At 46.8% G+C, this 18,595-nt stretch carries 12 protein-coding genes and 1 riboswitch; of the genes, 3 read left to right on the forward strand and 9 right to left on the reverse strand.

Going from position 1 to position 18,595, the window contains the following annotated elements; translation table 11 throughout:
• Positions 1 to 164: 164 nt before the first annotated feature.
• Positions 165 to 1,790, reverse strand: a complete 1,626-nt coding sequence (locus MKZ16_RS28365; RefSeq protein WP_036680232.1) for an ATP-binding cassette domain-containing protein — start codon at positions 1,788 to 1,790, stop codon at positions 165 to 167.
• Between the two features lie 155 nt (positions 1,791 to 1,945).
• Positions 1,946 to 2,911 carry an MBL fold metallo-hydrolase gene (locus MKZ16_RS28370; protein WP_076104191.1) on the reverse strand — a complete coding sequence of 322 codons (966 nt, stop codon included), beginning with the start codon at positions 2,909 to 2,911 and terminating at the stop codon, positions 1,946 to 1,948.
• Positions 2,912 to 3,134: 223 nt separating this feature from the next.
• On the opposite strand from MKZ16_RS28370, the gene MKZ16_RS28375 reads away from it, so the two are divergent.
• Both MKZ16_RS28375 and MKZ16_RS28380 read left to right on the forward strand, forming a co-directional pair.
• On the forward strand, positions 3,135 to 4,271 hold the full coding sequence (locus tag MKZ16_RS28375; RefSeq protein ID WP_076104190.1) for a virulence factor: 1,137 nt from the start codon (positions 3,135 to 3,137) through the stop codon (positions 4,269 to 4,271).
• A 101-nt stretch (positions 4,272 to 4,372) separates the two neighbouring features.
• Positions 4,373 to 4,578: riboswitch (Lysine riboswitch) on the forward strand.
• Positions 4,579 to 4,777: 199 nt separating this feature from the next.
• Positions 4,778 to 6,259: an amino acid permease gene (locus MKZ16_RS28380; protein WP_076104189.1), complete on the forward strand. Its 1,482-nt coding sequence runs from the start codon at positions 4,778 to 4,780 to the stop codon at positions 6,257 to 6,259.
• A 108-nt stretch (positions 6,260 to 6,367) separates the two neighbouring features.
• Here MKZ16_RS28380 and MKZ16_RS28385 read toward each other — a convergent pair whose 3' ends face one another.
• The 5 genes from MKZ16_RS28385 to MKZ16_RS28405 all read right to left on the reverse strand — a co-directional run bounded on the left by MKZ16_RS28385 (position 6,368) and on the right by MKZ16_RS28405 (position 13,986).
• Positions 6,368 to 7,507: a transglutaminase domain-containing protein gene (locus MKZ16_RS28385; protein ID WP_076104188.1), complete on the reverse strand. Its 1,140-nt coding sequence runs from the start codon at positions 7,505 to 7,507 to the stop codon at positions 6,368 to 6,370.
• A 139-nt stretch (positions 7,508 to 7,646) separates the two neighbouring features.
• The gene (locus tag MKZ16_RS28390; RefSeq protein WP_076104187.1) at positions 7,647 to 10,019 is read right to left on the reverse strand and encodes a glycoside hydrolase family 95 protein; all 2,373 of its coding nucleotides are present in this window, start codon (positions 10,017 to 10,019) and stop codon (positions 7,647 to 7,649) included.
• 115 nt (positions 10,020 to 10,134) lie between these two features.
• Positions 10,135 to 11,892: an ABC transporter substrate-binding protein gene (locus tag MKZ16_RS28395; RefSeq protein WP_080742630.1), complete on the reverse strand. Its 1,758-nt coding sequence runs from the start codon at positions 11,890 to 11,892 to the stop codon at positions 10,135 to 10,137.
• A gap of 142 nt (positions 11,893 to 12,034) precedes the next feature.
• Entirely contained in the window at positions 12,035 to 12,940 is a 906-nt protein-coding gene (locus MKZ16_RS28400; protein WP_036680237.1) for a carbohydrate ABC transporter permease, read from the reverse strand.
• Between the two features lie 65 nt (positions 12,941 to 13,005).
• On the reverse strand, positions 13,006 to 13,986 hold the full coding sequence (locus tag MKZ16_RS28405; protein WP_036680239.1) for an ABC transporter permease subunit: 981 nt from the start codon (positions 13,984 to 13,986) through the stop codon (positions 13,006 to 13,008).
• A 742-nt stretch (positions 13,987 to 14,728) separates the two neighbouring features.
• Here MKZ16_RS28405 and MKZ16_RS28410 point away from each other — a divergent pair.
• Positions 14,729 to 15,130 (forward strand): hypothetical protein, encoded by a 402-nt coding sequence (locus tag MKZ16_RS28410; RefSeq protein WP_076104186.1) that lies wholly within the window; start codon positions 14,729 to 14,731, stop codon positions 15,128 to 15,130.
• A 79-nt stretch (positions 15,131 to 15,209) separates the two neighbouring features.
• On the opposite strand, the gene MKZ16_RS28415 is transcribed toward MKZ16_RS28410, so the two are convergent.
• Both MKZ16_RS28415 and MKZ16_RS28420 read right to left on the reverse strand, forming a co-directional pair.
• Complete coding sequence (locus MKZ16_RS28415) at positions 15,210 to 16,760, reverse strand: response regulator transcription factor (protein WP_038573346.1); 1,551 nt, start codon at positions 16,758 to 16,760, stop codon at positions 15,210 to 15,212.
• A complete protein-coding gene (locus tag MKZ16_RS28420) occupies positions 16,757 to 18,544 on the reverse strand; it encodes a sensor histidine kinase (protein WP_038573347.1) in 1,788 nt (595 codons plus the stop codon). The genes MKZ16_RS28415 and MKZ16_RS28420 overlap by 4 nt, the downstream gene beginning before the upstream one ends.
• Positions 18,545 to 18,595: the final 51 nt, after the last annotated feature.

Genomic DNA, 18,595 nt, shown 5'->3' on the forward strand with positions numbered 1-18,595 from the left:
TCAAGGGCTAAAGACTCCCGTCTTAGAAGCCCCGCGTATACTCCCCGTAGAATTCTACTTGTTAATAACTTTTCAAAATCGAAATTATAAAGACAGCTACCCTGATCCTAAAAGGATTAGAGTAGCTGCTTCATGGGTTCCTTCCGCATAGCGGAAATTAAATATTATACTTCTACAGGATACATGCGCTGGCGCATTTCCTTAATTTCTGGATTCTCCAAATATTCATCGTAGCTCATGGAGCGGTCAATTACACCTGTAGGTGTAATCTCGATGATGCGGTTAGCAATGGTTTGGATGAACTGATGGTCATGGGAAGTGAATAGAATCGTGCCATCGAAATCGATCAGCCCGTTATTCAGTGCCGTGATGGATTCCAGATCCAAGTGGTTGGTTGGTTCATCGAACACAAGCACGTTTGCGCCGTTGAGCATCATTTTGGCCAGCATACAGCGAACCTTCTCGCCCCCGGACAGCACGCTTGCTTTCTTCAGTGCTTCTTCTCCGGCGAACAACATACGGCCCAAGAATCCACGCAGGAAAGTTTCGTCCTGATCTTTAGAATACTGGCGTAGCCATTCTACAAGATTCATTTCTACACCATCGAAATAGCTGGAGTTGTCTTTCGGGAAATACGCTTGAGTTGTAGTTACTCCCCATGTATATTCCCCCGCATCCGCTTCTTGCTCACCCATGATCACATCAAACAGCAGTGATTTAGGCTGGGAGTAAGGGCCCACAAAAGCAATCTTATCCCCTTTGTTTACTACAAAGCTGATTTCATCAAGAAGCTTTTCACCTTCAACCGCTTTGGACAATCCGCTGACTGTCAGCAATTGTTTACCCGCTTCACGTTCAGGTTTGAAGTTGAGGAACGGATATTTACGGTTCGACGGACGAATATCGTCCAGTGTAATTTTCTCAAGTTGTTTCTTACGTGATGTCGCTTGTTTAGACTTGGAAGCATTGGCCGAGAAACGCTGGATAAATGCCTGCAATTCCTTGATTTTATCTTCCTTCTTCTTGTTCGAATCACGCTGCAAAGCTTGCGCAAGCTGACTGGACTCATACCAGAAGTCGTAGTTGCCGACGTACATTTGGATTTTGCCAAAATCAATATCCGCAATATGCGTACATACTTTATTCAGGAAGTGACGGTCATGGGATACGACGATAACAGTACCTTCATAGTCCATGAGGAAGTTCTCTAACCAGCCAATAGATTCGAGATCCAAGTGGTTGGTAGGCTCATCTAGCAGCAGGTTATTTGGACGGCCAAACAAGGCTTGCGCCAAGAGTACCCGTACCTTTTCATTGCCGCTCAGTTCGGCCATTTTTTTGTCATGCAGTTCACGCATAATTCCGAGACCAATCAGCATGGCAGCTGCATCTGGCTCAGCATCCCAGCCGTTAAGCTCAGCGAACTCACCTTCAAGCTCCCCTGCACGCAGGCCATCCGCTTCTGTGAAATCAGACTTCGCATAAAGCGCGTCCTTTTCTTTCATAATTTCATAAAGACGTGTATGACCCATAATTACGGTCTCAAGTACTGGGAATTCATCATACTCAAAATGGTTCTGTTTGAGTACTGCGAGACGTTCGCCTGGTGTAACATGTACCTCACCGGTATTTGCTTCGATCTCACCAGACAGAATTTTCAGAAAGGTTGATTTACCGGCACCATTGGCGCCAATCAAACCGTAGCAGTTACCAGGGGTGAATTTTATGTTTACATCTTCAAAGAGAGCGCGTTTTCCGTAGCGGAGTGTTACGCCGCTTGTGCTAATCATTACGCATTACCATCCTTTTCACTTAGGGTTTCGGCTCATTATAGCATAAATAGAGAGCAAAAAGCCCGTAAAATAGCCTTTTCAGCTGTTCTCTCCAATACTAAAGTTATTCCAGCTGCTGTACAGAGGTCGCCAGTAAGGAGGAATTTTTTCAATTATTGTCCAGTTATGCGATTCTCGGGTTGTATAACAAGCGTTTCACCATAACTGAGCGTACGGATTCTTTCTTCAGAAATACCTTGTTTAAGCCGGGCACTTTCCATCCGATCCAGCGCTTCCCGGGCCGTATCATCAGCAAGTCTATAGGTGCCGTAATGCATCGGAATCATGGTCTCCGCTCCAACATCTACAAATGCTTGTATAGCCTCTTCAGGGGTTACATGCTGCGAGGTCATGAACCACTCCGGTTCATAAGCTCCAATCGGCATGAGTGCAACATGAAGCTTATAGCGGCTCCCAATCTCCTTAAAACCCGGAAAATAACCGCTATCTCCTGCGAAATACAGGTTTGGGGGCAGCTTGTCGCTATCCGATTCGATCGGCTGCAGAATATATCCTCCCCAATGCGAAGTGTTCGTGTCCCAAGGCGTTCTCCGCGTCCAGTGCTGAGTCGGCACGAAGGTAAGCTTAATTTTACCCAGCGTATTTTCCTGCCACCATTCCATTTCTATGCAGTTGCGAAATCCTTTGCGGAGCATCTTTCGTTTCAAGCCTATAGGAACAACAAGGGTTGTCCCTGCTCTATATAATTTACGGATAGAAGCCATATGCAAGTGGTCATAATGAGAGTGCGAGATCAGAATCAGGTCAATGGGAGGCACTTCGCTGAGCGGAATCCCGGGTTGCCCCAATCTTTTCTCAAAGCCCAGTCTTCTCGCCCAGATTGGATCAGTAATGATATTCATCCCTTCATATTGAAGGAAAAACGTGGAATGCCCAATCCACGTAATGGTAGTCTCCAGCCGATTCTCCGCCAGATAAGCTAACCTCGGTGGCGTACTTGGCACTACATATGAATAATCTTTTTTCTTCCGTCGACGTTCCTCCCGCCACTTACGAAACTCTTTAAGTGTTTTATCGGTACTCACATTGTCGAGGTTATTGTAGCGAAATTTAACCATAGAGCACCTCATCTTTAGAAGTTTGCCGAGCACGCTTTACTTTAGCGAATATAATACAACTATATTGAACGGCAGAGTATTTTGCAAAATATACAAGTTACTTGGTAAGGGTGCGCCCTTTTTCCGCAAAATATCTAAGCACCCTTTTGTGTTTCACGCCAGAAATGAGATAATATGTGTATAAAGTATGGCGGTGCATATACCGTTCAAGGGGGAGCTACGTATGAAGATTACTTTTATTGAACCGACTCCAAGTCCAAATACGATGAAGCTTCATTTGGACGAAAGTCTGGAACCTGGAATCCGCAGAACCTATACACCAGAAAGTGAACGTTCCGCACCTGCCTGGGCACGCGAAATGTTAACGATACCGGGCGTTATTAGCATCTATCATGCTGCTGACTTTGCAGCGCTCGAACGCAAGGGCAATGCGGATTGGGCAGCGATTCTAAGAGAAGTCCAGAACCGCTTCGGCAACAGCGAAGGCTTAAATGACGATTGGAATCTTGCCGATGAGAACGCTGGCGCTCATTTCGGCGAAGCCCAAGTCTTCGTCCAGATGTTCCGCGGAATTCCGCTGCAAATCCGCGTTAAGACCGGCGCGAATGAAGAGCGCATCTCCTTAGCAAACCGCTTCACGAAGGCGGTTATGGATGTGGCTAGCGCCGTGATGATTAAAGAGCGCAAGCTCACTGATTACGGCGTGCGTTATGGCGAGCCCGCGGAGATTGCACGCGAGGTGGAGCAAGAGGTTGAAGCGGCGTATCCGCAGGAGCGCCTCGACTCCCTCGTGCAGCAAGCCATTGCGCACGGAGCCGAAGGCGAGTTCGTCGAGCAGAGACGAACCCGCAGTCAGGATGAGCTGCTGCGAGACCTGAAGCATGAGGATTGGCGCGTGCGCTACGCCGCGCTGGAGGATCTTACGCCGACGGTGGAGCTCCTGCCAGAGCTTAAGGCGGCGCTGCACGATCCCAAGCTGCATATTCGCAGGCTTGCGGTCGTGTATCTAGGCGACCTTCGCACGCCCGAAGCGATGGAGCTGCTCTATGAGGCGATGGCAGACAGCGCGCCAGCCGTGAGACGTACGGCAGGCGATACGCTGTCCGACATCGGCGATCCTGCCGCCACACCTGTGATGACGGCGGCACTGACGGATAAGAGTAAGCTTGTCCGCTGGCGCGCAGCTCGTTTCCTCTATGAGGTGGGCACATCCGATGCCCAAGCAGCGCTGTCAGTTGCGGCGGAAGATCCGGAATTTGAGGTTGGACTTCAGGCCAAAATGGCTTTGGAACGTATCGCTTCCGGTGAAGCTGCTGCCGGTACCGTTTGGCAGCAAATGTCAGAGCGTCGTCGCAGCTAACATTCCCTACCGGATTTTGTCATTGCTTGACTTGCGAACTTGCTTTATACTAATTCCTGTTGTTTATAAATGAATGAAGTAAAGATAGCCTCGTCATACTAAGATGAGGTAGAGGTCGCGGATATAAAGAGTACGCGCGTGGAGACGTTAGAGCCGTCTATGAATCGCGTCGAAAGGAATATCTGCCGAAGTTTGCACTGTCGCTCTGACAGCGGTGCAGGCTGGGGCCGTTGCCGAAAGGCACGGAACTGTCACATTGTATAACCTGCATAAGCAGCAGGTCATAATGTGTTGCGCTATCTTCACAGGGAGTATGATGCGGAGCTGTATAGATGGAAACCGCAGATATAGTCTGCGGTTTCTTTGTGTTTACAGAATTTGTATATTTAGTGTTTGTCCATAACCTTATGGAGACCACCAAATACACTCTCCCGCTCTGCGGGAGGAAGCAGCTCAGCACTCCCCGTTCATGAATTGAAAGATTAGATCATAAGGAGTGTCAAATCATGCAGGGCAAGCAGCAAAATCTAGCACAAGGCAACGTAAGTAACCCGCCTGAGCTAAAAAAATCATTTAAAGCAAGGCATTTGACCATGATTGCGCTTGGAGGATCTATTGGTACTGGACTCTTCCTCGCCAGTGGTGGCGCTATCGCTTCAGCCGGACCCGGTGGAGCACTTCTAGCCTATACGGCTGTTGGTGTTATGGTTTATTTCCTCATGACCAGTCTGGGAGAGCTCGCTACCTATTTACCGGATTCGGGCTCATTCAGCACTTACGGCACGCGTTTCGTCAGCCCCGCTTTTGGGTTCGCCATCGGCTGGAACTTCTGGTATAACTGGGCGGTTACGATTGCAGCAGAATTGTCTGCCGCCACCGTCATTATTAAATATTGGTTCCCGGACAGTCCCTCCTTTCTCTGGAGTCTCGTGTTCCTGCTGCTGATGTTCGGTCTTAATTTCCTGTCTACTCGTGGATACGGAGAATCAGAATATTGGTTTGCCATTATCAAAATTATTACTGTTATCGCCTTCCTTATTGTCGGAGTTTTGATGATTTTCGGAATCATGGGCGGAAAAGCCGTAGGCTTCAGCAATTTCCAGATCGGGGGCAGCTCGTTCCACGGTGGCTTCTTCGCTTTCGTCGGTGTCTTTATGGCTGCGGGATTCTCCTTCCAAGGCACAGAGCTAATCGGTGTTGCAGCAGGTGAGAGTGAGAACCCTCGCCGTAACGTACCTATTGCTATTCGCCAAGTATTCTGGCGTATATTAATCTTTTATATCCTCGCTATACTAGTAATCGGAATGCTGATTCCTTACACGAATCCAGATCTGCTACGCGGTGGTATTGATGATATCGGAGTCAGTCCATTTACGATCGTATTTAATAAAGCTGGGCTTGCTATTGCCGCATCCGTCATGAATGCTGTCATTCTCAGCTCCGTATTGTCAGCCGGGAACTCGGGAATGTACGCCTCCACCCGCGTCCTGTACGCTATGGCTAAGGATGGAATGGCTCCACGTGCTCTAGGCAAGCTTAATCGCCGCGGTGTTCCCGTTGGAGCTTTGCTCGTGACCACAGCTGTCGGTATGTTGGCCTTTTTGGCATCATTCTTTGGTGACGGTGCCGTATACAACTGGCTGCTTAATGCTTCCGGTATGTGTGGATTTATTAACTGGCTCGGCATCGCTGTCTGCCATTATCGTTTCAGACGCGCCTTTATAGCTCAAGATCATTCCCTTGATGAGCTGCCTTACCGGGCTAGATGGTTCCCGTTTGGACCTATATTTGCCTTAGTACTTTGTGTGGTAGCCATCCTTGGCCAGAATATGGGCGCCTTCTCAGGTGGAAGCATCGACTGGTACGGTATTGCCGTTTCTTATATCAGCCTGCCATTATTCGTCTTAATTTGGGCCGGCTATCGCTTCTTCCGCAAGAGTAATATTATTCCTTTGGATAAATGCGATCTTAGTACTCACCCAGAATAAATAGTCTCCGCAAAAAGGGATATCCAGAAGCCTGAAAGGCTGCGGGATATCCCTTTTTGCATAAAGCAATCTAGCATATTCAGCTTCTGATTCTACTTAGTCCTTTGCCTATTCCCAAGTCACATATACTTTAAGATCACCCGTATTATCAAAAGAAGTGCTAGAATAAGACACTTCCTCTAGTCCAAGTTTATATAATTCCTGTAGATCATTCTTCAGCTGGGTTCCACTACCGTGATAACGGAATAATAAAGATCCCTCTCCTGAAGCGACAGCCTTATTCGCCAGCTGAATTAAATCTGCTGCTGAACATACAATCCGCTCCTCGGCATACAGCTCATAATTAAGGTCCTTCTGAAGCTGCTTATACACCCCGGCGCTCTGTCCTCCACGCTCTACAAGTGCTGACAAGGTCTTATAATAGGCAACCGAGGCTGCCGGATAAGACTTCGTCCAGCTATGGTCCTGACGCATTTGTGCATCAGTCTTCAAGTAATACGCGGTGCTTACCACGCCGGCTTTATCAGGTGTCGGGTCATCCCAAGTTGTGTCGAGATGATACCATCTTCCTTCGAGCAGCACTAGATTCCAAGCATGAGACTGGCTGCGTCCTCCCGGCTGTTTTGCAGTGCCCTCAACGATTTTATTACTGAATCCCGCTTCCTTGAGCAGCTTATAGGTCAACAGCGAATACCCCTGGCAAACGGCACTGCCACTCTTCAGACCTTCATAAGCCGTATATTTACGATAAGAGGTATCATACTTCAGACGCAGCACCACCCAGTCGTGGATAGCCTTAACCTTCTGATGATTATTCATGCCCGGTGTAATGATCTTCTTGAACGTTGCCTTTACTTCTTTGTTCACAAAAGCGGTCTGCTCCAGCGTTTCCAAGTATTTCACTTCTACCGTAACCTTTACAGAGCTTTTGCTCCCTCGATAAGTGTATCCGTAGCTGTCTATGATGTAATACAAATAGGGATCGCTATTCATCGCTTGATCTAGACCCGTTTGTATCTGTGTTTTTAAATTCGAGGTTTTCCCCTCATAAGTAAAAGTGATAGTCTCTCTACGATTATTCATCGCACCGGTTAGCTTCTGGGCAATTTCACTCACAGAACGAACGGTCGGTGAAGTCGTGGCCGCATAAGCATACCCCCAGGTCCAATACAATGTCGGGGGAATGGCTGCGCAAATAATCACTCCTCCAAGAATGACTTTTGCCAACGTGAAGCGTTTTTTCCACATAATTATTCTGATCCTCCGGCTCCTACAGACTTATTCAAAACCCTCCATTTAATAGATAATGATGACTTGGGCAAAAAAAGACTGTTCTCTGTAGAATAATTCTACTCTGAGAACAGCCACTAAGCCAGACCGATATGGATTATTTCTTTAGGGGTGTAATGATATAGGTCTCTCCGATTGCTGTTTCAAATTCCAGCCCCGCTCCTTCAATCTGTGTACCATCCGGTTTTTGAATGAGCAAAGGCTGGTGTTGAACAATTCTGCAGGATCGGCCATGAGTCGAGGTAACCTCTGCCCTTGTTAAACAGCCCCCGCTCCATTCTATAGTCGTGACAAAGCCACCACGTGCCACCAAACCTTTCACGCTGCCTTCAGACCATTCCTTTGGAAGAGCAGGTAATAGTTCCAGACCCTCCTGATGACTCTGCAAGAGCATTTCTGCTATCCCGGCTGTAGTTCCGAAGTTTCCATCAATCTGAAACGGAGGGTGATTACCGAACAGGTTCGGCAAACTGGAATCTTGCAAAATGCGACGTAGACAGCTAACCGCACTCTCGCCATCCTTCAGACGCGCATAAAGATTAAGCAACCAAGCTGCGCTCCAGCCTGTATGGCCACCTCCGTGTTCTATGCGTTTCTTCAGTGTGAATGTTGCCGCCTCCGCTAGCTCTGGTGTGGAGGAAGGGCTAATTACGTTCCCAGGGTACAGGTCATACAAATGAGAAACATGACGATGCCCAGGCTCTTGTTCAGCGAAATCCTCATTCCATTCGCGGACAGTTCCGTCCGGTGCGATCCCCTGGTGGGCAAGCTGCTTCTGTTTCTGCATAAGCTCCTGACGCAGCTCTACATCGGTATTTAAAATGTCAGCAGCCTGAATGCAGTGCTTGAACAACTCAGCGATGAGCGATAAATCCATGGCTGAGCCAGCCGAGACACTGCATGGTATGCCTTCAGCAGTCAGAAATACATTCTCTGGCGAGGTAGACAGACCTGTCGTCCATCTTCCATCAGGCAGCTCCACTAGCCAATCCAGACAAAACAATGCGGCTCCCTTAAATAAGGGATAAGCTGTGCGCAAATAGTCCTCATCTGGACGGAAAGCGTAACGCTCCCATAGATGGCGAGAGAGCCATACCCCGCCCATCGGCCAAAAAGCCCACATCGCCTTACCGTCTGATGGAGAAGTCATCCGCCACAAATCGGTATTATGGTGTACTGTCCAGCCGCGTGCGGCATAATGAATATTCGCTGTACGGCTGCCAGCCACGCTAAGCTCCGTAATAAAATCTATTAAAGGTTCATGGCATTCGCCCAATCCGCATAACTCGGCCGGCCAATAATTCATTTCGGTGTTTATATTTGTCGTATAATTGCTGTTCCATGGTGGCTGAATATAGGGATTCCAAATGCCCTGCAGATTCAGAGCTTGTGTCCCCGGCCGTGAGCCAGCAATCATAAGATAGCGGCCATACTGGAACAGTAGCGCTTCCAGTTCAGGATCCGTCTGTCCTTCGCGGTATTGTGCCAGTCGCTCATCAGTCGGAAGCTCTCCCCGGGAGGCAGCAGATGCAAGCGTCAACTGCACACGGCGGAACAGGGATTGATGATCCTCTAGGTGGCGCTGCTTAAGCTCTGCGTATCCTTTTGAGGCTGAAGCTAACTGCTCTAGGCACAATTCCGCTGGCAGCTTGCCACCGCTTCCCGGCATCCGGTCATACCCGGCATAATCGGTTGCCGCAGCCAGACGAAGGGTAATGGAGTGCGCGCCAGAAATCAACAGCGAGCCGTTCTCCGCTACACAAGCCCCACCTTCCGTCTGGATCTCCATAACCGCAGCAAAACTTATGCCAAGGCCCTCTTCATATAATACGGCACGCGGGTGATCCCCTACGTAGTTATCAGCCACATGCGACGGGGCACGGCCAGTCATAATAAGCATGCCATTCGGAGTAATCTCCGAGTGGGAAGGATGCGGTGATGCCAGATCCGCCCAGAAATCTGGCAGAGTAGCTTGGCCCTCTCCCCCCTCCGCACGGATATGAAGAGCTATAAGCTCATCCGGTCTGCTGGCCAATACTTCACGTACGATCCTTACACCATCGGCAGTATAGGATACCGTAGCCAACGCCCGATCCAGATCAAGTTCCCTCCGGTAATCCTCTACAGCACCTGCAAAATTAAACTTCAATCGCAAATCTCCAAGTGGTTGATAGGATTCCGTCCGGCTGCCTAACATTTTGGCGTCCACCAGTGCTTCTGCTTCCTTGTATTTTCCCTCTGCTACTAGCTGTTTGGCTGGGGCTAAATGCCGCAGTGCCTCATAATTGGCTTTATCCCGCGGGAAACCCGACCATAAGGTGTCTTCATTTAATTGAATCCGTTCTTCTTCGATTCCACCAAAGACCATGCCGCCCAGCCTGCCGTTACCTACGGGCAGCGCCTCTTCCCATACAGCCGCCGGCTGCTTGTACCATAACTCATGCTGTCCGGAGTTCTTGCTCTCTCCCATGTATATTCCTCCTGTCCTGTTATGACCGGTGAAAAGCAATCAGCGGGAGGCCCGGACTTTCGTTCGGACTTCCCGCCATCTTCATGCTTTTATTGTATTAGACGAAATTTAATAATTAATCATTCCAAAGTTTCACGCGTTGTTTAACCAGCTCTTCACGCAAATCTTCAGCTTTCGTTACACCAGCTTTATCTAGCTCAGCCATGTAAGCATCCCAAACTTTATCGAAATCAGCTGGTTTAGACAAGATTGCTTCAGGGATCCGTTTCCAACTGATATCCTTCAGCTTGTTGTCAAGAACGACAATTTCGCTATCCCCAGGAATCGTGATGTTCCATGCCGCGCCCCAAGGTTTAACTTTGAACTCATCTTCACTAGGGAAGAGGTCTTTCCAAGTTGTTGCTTTGTAAGCAGCAAGTGTTTCTTTTTCAACCGCATTGTAACCTACGGTTACTTGCTCAGGGAAACGAGTTGTGTAGTAGTTACCAGATGGATCCAATACACCGTCGCCATAGTGAGCGCTCAGCAATGCGTAGTTTGAACCGACATTACCCAAGCCAGTTTCTTTTTGGAAGTTGGTAGTGTCATTATATTTACGGTCGTTCACATCTTCAGGAATGACGCGTTTGCCATCCACAACATTGTAGTGTTTGCCTTCAATACCCCAGTTAACCAATACTTGACCTTCGTCGGAAGCTAGGTAGTCCAGGAATTTAATTGCACGAACTGGATCTTTAGCATCTACGCTGATCCCAATTCCGTTACCACCCATGAAGCCTGTAGGCCAGAAGGAGGTTTCTTTGTACTCCTCAGACAAGGTTACAGGATAGTGTCCATAGCCTTGATCCAGCTTGCCTTCAGCTTTCAATGCTCTTTCTCCATCGCCATAACCCCAGTCTTGGTCAATCAAACCAATAACGCGGCCTGTAGCGATTTTAGCTTTGTACTGATCATACTTTTGAACGAAACTTTCTGGATCAAGCAATCCGATATCGTTCATGTGGTTGAGCCAGCGGAAATATTCTTTTTCAGCCGGACGACGGAAGTGATAAGTTACTTCTTGGGTGTCGATATCAATCGCATATTCACCATCGTCAGGAGAACCAGTAGTAATAAATGCTGGGTTAGTTACTGTAATGTACATGTACCAATCATCTGCATTCAGAGTCAGGCCGATGTTTTTGTTACCATTTTCATCGGTAGGATGTTTTTCCAGGTAAGCCTTGATTACGTTCTCATAATCTTGAACAGTTTTGATTGCAGGATATCCAGCTTCTTTAACAGCACGGTGCTGTAGTTCAAATCCGCCACCAGCATCAAAATATTTGTTGTCTACACCTGCATAGGTAGGGATGGCATAAATCGCATGATCATCGTCACTGTAACGTGAACGTTTCATGCCTTCTTCGCCCAATACTTTTTTGATATTCGGAGCATATTTTTCAATCAGGTCTGTTAGATCAAGCATTGCGCCTGCATCCACCAGCTTGCTGACATCAGTCTTAGCACTGATCAAATCCGGATATTCACCGCTCGCTGCGATCAAGGCTACTTTTTGTTGAGGATCACCAACTGCATATTCAGCATTTAGGGTTACTCCCGTTTTTTCCGTAATCACTTTACCAACTTCATCTTGCATACCTGTCCAGTTCGGGTTAGGGTCTGCACTGAAGAATGTCATCGTGAGCGGGGAAATATCCTCAGCCGCATTGGTCGCATTTCCAGCATTAGTTGCGTTGCCGCCTGTATTTCCAGCTGCAGCATTACCGTTGTTGCCATTGTTACCGCCGCAGCCTGCAAGCACACCGAGCAGCATAATAGAAGTGAGCGTTAATGCCGTAGCTTTGGCTTTTATCTTTCTATTACTTCCCATTAAATAAACCCTCCTTAAAATTGTTTATCTATCGTATCACAGGTGAAGACCTGTTAATACTTTACCCAGCTTGCCAAAAGAAAACGGATACACAATAGGTTTTAAGCATAGGGGAGACTAAGCTCCCCCCGTTGAACTGTGATTAGCTCTTCACAGCACCAAGTGTCATACCTTTAACAAAATACTTCTGAATGAACGGATAAACCAACAGGATCGGTACGGTTACGACAATCGTAATCGCCATTTTGAGCGACTCCGGTGAGACCTGATTGGAAGCCAGCGAAGCAATGTTGGAGCGGTAGTCGCCTCCGTTACCACTGGTTGTGGTCTGCAGAACCTTCATCAGTTCGAATTGTAATGTGGTCAAGTTAGGGCTCGAACCATTGTACAGATAAGTATCCAACCAAGCATTCCATTGACCTACTGCTAGGAACAGCGCAATTGTTGCTAACGCTGGTTTCATCAGTGGCAAAATGACCCGGAAGTAGATGGTAAAGTCATTGGCTCCATCTAGCTTCGCCGATTCCTGCAATGCATATGGCAGGCCGTCGATAAAGGAGCGGATGACGAAAACGTTAAAAGCACTGACCAATCCAGGTAGGACATAAACTGCAAAGCTGTTCATCATATGCAGATCCTTGATCAGCATGTATATAGGAATCATTCCTCCAGAGATATACATGGTCATTGCCAAGAATGTGGAAACGAATTTACGGCCTGCAAAGTCAGGGCGGCTGATCGTAAACGCCAGCATCGAGGCACTGATCAGTCCGAATAGAGTACCGACAACTGTCCGCAAAGCGGATATTTTAAACCCGGTGATTAATCCCGAGAAGGTGAAGATTTTCAAGTAATTGTCCCAAGTAAACTGGCGGGGATAGATGGTAACTCCACCGCGCACACTATCCACTGAATCATTTAGTGAGATTGCAAGCACGTTCAAAAACGGATAAATCGTGATTACAACTACGAACAGGATTACAAAATATACAAAGAAATCAAAGATCCGGTCTGACCATGACTTTCTGGTGATAGCTGATTCTCCCACGGTAACGCTCTCCTTTCATGAAAAGGGCAATTTGCTGCCACGATTGGGTTGAAGGGCCCTCTGTATTACAGAAGGCTCTCTTTTGTTGTGCGTTTGAAGATTCCATTAATCGTAAACAGTAGAATTACACTGATCACTGAGTTGAATATATTGATCGCTGTACCGTAGGAATATCTCGCCATGCCCAGTCCGTATTTCAGTGAATACAGGTCTAGCACCTGAGAATAGTCGGTAACGAGGTTGTTTCCAAGCAGGAATTGCTTCTCAAAGCCGATATTGAGCAAATTACCAATCGACATAATGAGTAGTACAGTAATTGTTGGGCGAATACCCGGAAGTGTAATATGCCATACCTGACGAAGTCTGCTGGCACCGTCTACTCGGGCTGCTTCGTACAATTCAGGCCCAATACCTGCGATAGCTGCAAGGTAGATGATGGCATTCCATCCGGTCTCTTTCCAAATATCCGATAAGGTAACGATTCCCCAGAAGAGATGGCCCTGGGCCATAAACTGGATAGGTGCGTCTATGAATCCTATTCCTAACAAGATATCGTTTACAATACCATTTTCACCAGATAACATTTTAGTTACAATCCCTGCTGCAACCACCCATGATACAAAGTGAGGCAAATACGAGACTGTTTGAGCAAATCGTTTAAAGAAACCGAGACGCACTTCATTAAGCAATATTGCAAACGTTATCGGAAAGATAAGGCCTGCGACCAAACCCATTCCACTCATCGCTAGCGTATTACGCAGCGCCAGAAGGAATTGCGAGTCACTGAACAGTGTCTTAAAGTGTTCAAAACCTACCCATTCTTGTTCAAAAAAGCCACGTGCGGGCTTGTACTTTTGAAAAGCCATCGTCCAACCCCATAACGGGAGATAACTGAAGACGAATGCCCAGATCACAAAAGGTATCGACATCATCCATAAGTACTTTTGATTCTTAAAGCTTCTCCAAAACCGTCCTCCTGAAGCAGGCTTTTTGTTGCGTGTTCGGGTATCCGGCGGGATTTGAGAAGTTACTGTGTCCGCTTTCATAAAGCCCCTCCTCTCTATGTCTATATTCTAAATCTCTGTAAGCGATTGCAGTACCCTATAAATTCGACCTAAAATCAGGTGAAAATTAGAGATTTAGAGCCAAAATAAAGCGGATACATCGTTGAAAACACTGAAAATAATCATGAATTTACTGAAAATAAAATCAAGTGAAATTATTTAATTTCATAAATCAATACGATGCTTAATCCCCTGTCTATTTCACACAATTAATACTTCACCCCATAATTAAAAAACGCCCCGAGCTAACGTTCTATAAGTGAACGTGGCCGGAAGCGAAGGCGCGGTCTGAAATGACCTTATTTAAGCAAATTGCACATCTTATTGTGTTAGGCGGACTATAAAGACCTTATTCACTTAAAAAACCACCTTTTGGAGAACATTTGCAGCTAATAACGTACATGGAGTCCGATAAATCGAAATTGGACTCGAAATAGCCCAAATAACGACTCTGGAGTCCGTCATACCCGCGAATGAAGACTGTAATGTGCTCTCAGATGAGGCGTAACAAGTATACCCGTAACCCCTGCCCTGCTCCTCAACGAAAACCTCCGTATGGTTCAATTAAAATTAATTACTTTAATATCTTCTTAGCTAGAAAATATTACCTGATACATCAGTACTTCAACTATTTCAGATACATATTCCTTATATGCACATGCCGAGTCGACATTATCTGTTGTACCTGCAATTTCTTTTCCTGAAGGAGGGTAATAGGAGAGCAATGAAAAACAAAAACATCAAGGTATTATTATTGATTATCGCCGCAGTATTATTGACACTAAATTTATTTCAATTCAATAACAACGTAAGTCATAACAGATTAATGGATAGGTTGGACCTTAATCTGACATCAGAACTCGACGGTCTAAGACTGGAATTAGAACGATCCTCAACACCAAGCATTCTTGCTGTAGAGCAAGCGAGTAAAATTGCTGCCCTTTCGACGTATTCAACATTAGGGTTCGATTATGGATATACCTTGGAAACCAGAATACATGACAAATATGTGCAAAATGAACCTTTTAAAAAGATGGATCAAATTGAAGAGTTACTTCTAGCCCTTCTAAAAGACCCTGCAAATCAAGAATTGCAGCAACGATTAGATTTATTATTAGTGAAGTAGCTTTAATTTAAGAAAAAAAAGCCACAGCTAAAGCTCAGGTTATACCTGAACTGCAACTGTGGCTTTTTGGGCTTCTATTTTAGATGTTTTTGCGAAAAGAACTCGGGGAGAGCCCTACATATTTACGGAACTTGGCGTTGAAGTAATCGGGGTTCATGTACCCTACTTTCTCGGCCACCTCATATACTTTCATGCCTTGTGCTAGGAATTGCTTCGCCTTCTCAATCCGCACTTTGTCAACATACGTATTGAAGTATTCACCGGTAGTGTTCTTGAACATTTTACCTAGATATGCGCTGTTGTAATTAAATAACTCGGATAAGGTCTCAAGCTTAAGATTCTCATTGTAACGGCGGTTGATTAGCTCCGTAATTTTTTTGATCTCATTCCCTTTGCTGCCACTGGACATTTGATCGGCGATCTCCGCCATGAAATTGACGGCCTGCTCTTGCAGGTCTACCAGATAGTGACTATGGTAGAGCTCACCGATCGGCGGGGAATGCTTAGCGGCATTGCTGCGAATCTCTGGATAGACCGGTTCGAGACGGGCCAACACCGTGCTGAGAATCCGCACAAATGTATCTTTGATCTGCTGCTCCTCACTGCCCGCAGCCAGTAGCTCCGCACAGATCGTATCCACTAGCGGTTCAATGGCAGCGCGGCTTCCGGTTTCAACAGCCAGCATTAGGCGGCTCTCCGCATCCTGCCCTTCTTCGGCGTACGCCTCCGCCACTCCAGGAAACAACATACCGGAGAGATCGGCGCTGATTAGAATCCCTTTGCGGTAAAAGAATGCCCGGCGCAGCAGTTCACGCGCCACTTGAAAAGACTGTGCCGCCTCTTCTGGTCCTGCTACAGGGCCTCCCGTTGCTGCGCTGAAGTCGTATCCCTCGCGACAAATTAAGGAAGAAAGCTCTTCCATCAGCCGCTCCTGTTCCTGCTCTCCTGGTAGCGGCTCTTGCAGCAGGAATCCAATATATGGCGGCATCGTGAAAAACATCCGCTCTTCACTGCTGCCAAAATACTGTTCTACCGCGGCCTTAACAGCCCGCTCTCCTTCCTCACTGCCGCCCGCAGGCGCGAGTAGTTCGAGTAGGATCACTTCGACACGGTCTGGTTTAAGACCCAGTGCTGCCGCATGCTTAGCAGGATCATTCACCCCCTCCTCCGCAGTTGAAGGCTGCAGCAATGCACGCATCAGGCTTTCACGATTACGGGCAGGCTCCTCTTCATTCCAGCGGCTAAAGCGATCTTCCTGAGCGATCGTGACTCTGAGTTCCTCCAAATAGTTGATCAGCTCTTCCTCATCCACCGGCTTCAGTAAATAGCCGTCAATGCGGTAAGAAATGGCTCGTTTGGCATACTCAAAGTCCGCATGACCACTTAAAATCAGCACATGGCTGGTCGAGCCTTCTTCACGCAGCTCACCGATTAACTCCAGCCCGTCCATACCAGGCATGCGGATATCCACCACAATCAGTTCCGGATAAAAAATATGATATTTCTCCTGAGCTTGCAAGCCGTTGGCGGCCGTAGCCACCACCGTATACCCCAGCTCTTCCCAAGGGATTAGAGCCCGAAGGCCTTCCCGCAGCTTTGGCTCATCATCAACAATCAATACTTTGATCATAGATTTATGTCCTCCATTGGAATACGAAACGTAATAGATGTTCCTTCATTCATCCGGCTTTCGATATTCAGTCCATATTCAACACCGTAGGATAACTTCAAACGGTCGTGTACATTGCGCAGCCCGATCCGTGCCTCTTCCTGCTCATCACGAACCTCAAGGGTATAACGGATCAGCTCCAGCTTGTCCGGAGTGATCCCGGCTCCATTATCGGTAATGGTAAAGACCGCATGATTCTGCTCACGCTTGATATTCACCGTAACCATTGCTCCATCCATCGTGTTGTCCAGCCCATGAATCACCGCATTTTCCACAAGCGGCTGCACAATCAGCGGCGGGATGTAGAGCGATTCGACGGCAGGGTCTACAATAAATTGATATTTCAAACGATCCTCATAACGGAATTGCTGAATATCCAAATAACAACGAACCACTTCAAGCTCCTGGCTAAGCAAAATTTTACTTCGGCCTACCTCCAGATTACTGCGCATCATTTTGCCAAGAAGACGCACTACCCGTGCAATCTCCACTTGCCCTTTCATATGGGCCTCCATACGAATAGATTCCAGCGCATTGAACAAGAAATGAGGATTGATCTGGCTTGCCAGCATTTTAAAACGGATATCATTCTGTTTCTGTTCCAGCAGACTGTTCTGGTCATTAGATTCCTGTACCTCGAACATCAAATCGTTAATACTCCGCACCATAGAATTGAACTGACGAGCTAGCAGAGCAATCTCATCTTTGCCATCAATTTTTAATGAAGTGTCAAAATCACCCGTACTAACGCGGTTAATATGTCTGCTTAACTGCAATAATCTACGTGAAAATAACGAAGAGAAACTATATATGATTAAAAAGGCCAATAAAACGCTTACGGCAATCACGGTAATCGAAAGCTTAATCACCCGATTAGGTTCTTTGACTATACTATCAATAGAAAAAACAGAAATAATTCGCAGGGCGTTACGGCTGGCTTGTGGTTTAAGTTCTTCTATCACTATTTTGGAGGCTTCACCATCTACTTCTGCCTCATAGCTCCCGCTTCCTTGCCCCAAAAGCTTTGTATCAAAAGAAACATCTGCCAGTTTCTTTCCTGTTCGATCGCTCCGGTTCGCAGCAATGATGTTATCCTGATCATCCACGATCATGGTATCAAATGATTCCTGGCTCAGAATTGAAGTTAGCTGGTGACTGTTTACATTAATAACGAGCACGCCAATTTTACTGGAGCCCTCCAGCTCGATTTTGCGGACAAGGCTTAAATAATTCCGCTGATCACGCTCATCCTCTATATATTCCCAACCGACGAGGCTATCGTACCGCTGTGCTCTCTGATACCACTGGCTCTCCTTAATGGCAGACGAAGGATTGATCAGCTCCCAGTTGTTAAGCAGCGTAGCATTATCAGTGTATAAACGTATGTTGGATATGTCTTTATATAATCTTAGGTATTCACGCATATCAGTGTAATCCCGATAAGCCTCAACCACATCATAAGTGCTTACATACTGGCGTATGGCGAGTTTTTTCAGCCGGGCATCATTGGACAATCGATACGCTATATCTTGCGATACACCGATGACTTCTTCTGTTCTTTTTTTTACCCGATCTACGTTAATTGAAGCTTGCTCCAGTGCGTTCTCAAACGCCATGGTCCTCATCTCAATCGTAAGATAACCACCTACCAGTAATACCGGCAAAAGTGTAGTCAGTAAAAAAGCAAGCAGCAGCTTATTGCGGATTTTGATGTCATTCAGCACCTTAACAAACCATTGAAACATGGCCTTTCGCCCCCCGAAACCTTCACTATCTCATGTACAGGCTGCCACTAC

Origin of the sequence: Paenibacillus sp. FSL R5-0928 (assembly GCF_037970385.1) — a bacterium.
GTDB lineage: Bacteria > Bacillota > Bacilli > Paenibacillales > Paenibacillaceae > Paenibacillus_AQ > Paenibacillus_AQ odorifer.

Excerpts from the sequence above, each read along its gene's own strand:
- MKZ16_RS28385 (WP_076104188.1), bottom strand. The coding sequence starts at position 7,507 with ATGTGGAAAAAACGCTTCACGTTGGCAAAAGTCATTCTTGGAGGAGTG.
- MKZ16_RS28405 (WP_036680239.1), bottom strand. The coding sequence starts at position 13,986 with ATGAAAGCGGACACAGTAACTTCTCAAATCCCGCCGGATACCCGAACA.
- MKZ16_RS28365 (WP_036680232.1), bottom strand. The coding sequence starts at position 1,790 with ATGATTAGCACAAGCGGCGTAACACTCCGCTACGGAAAACGCGCTCTC.
- MKZ16_RS28380 (WP_076104189.1), top strand. The coding sequence starts at position 4,778 with ATGCAGGGCAAGCAGCAAAATCTAGCACAAGGCAACGTAAGTAACCCG.
- MKZ16_RS28420 (WP_038573347.1), bottom strand. The coding sequence starts at position 18,544 with ATGTTTCAATGGTTTGTTAAGGTGCTGAATGACATCAAAATCCGCAAT.
- MKZ16_RS28370 (WP_076104191.1), bottom strand. The coding sequence starts at position 2,911 with ATGGTTAAATTTCGCTACAATAACCTCGACAATGTGAGTACCGATAAA.
- MKZ16_RS28415 (WP_038573346.1), bottom strand. The coding sequence starts at position 16,760 with ATGATCAAAGTATTGATTGTTGATGATGAGCCAAAGCTGCGGGAAGGC.
- MKZ16_RS28410 (WP_076104186.1), top strand. The coding sequence starts at position 14,729 with ATGAAAAACAAAAACATCAAGGTATTATTATTGATTATCGCCGCAGTA.
- MKZ16_RS28395 (WP_080742630.1), bottom strand. The coding sequence starts at position 11,892 with ATGGGAAGTAATAGAAAGATAAAAGCCAAAGCTACGGCATTAACGCTC.
- MKZ16_RS28390 (WP_076104187.1), bottom strand. The coding sequence starts at position 10,019 with ATGGGAGAGAGCAAGAACTCCGGACAGCATGAGTTATGGTACAAGCAG.
- MKZ16_RS28375 (WP_076104190.1), top strand. The coding sequence starts at position 3,135 with ATGAAGATTACTTTTATTGAACCGACTCCAAGTCCAAATACGATGAAG.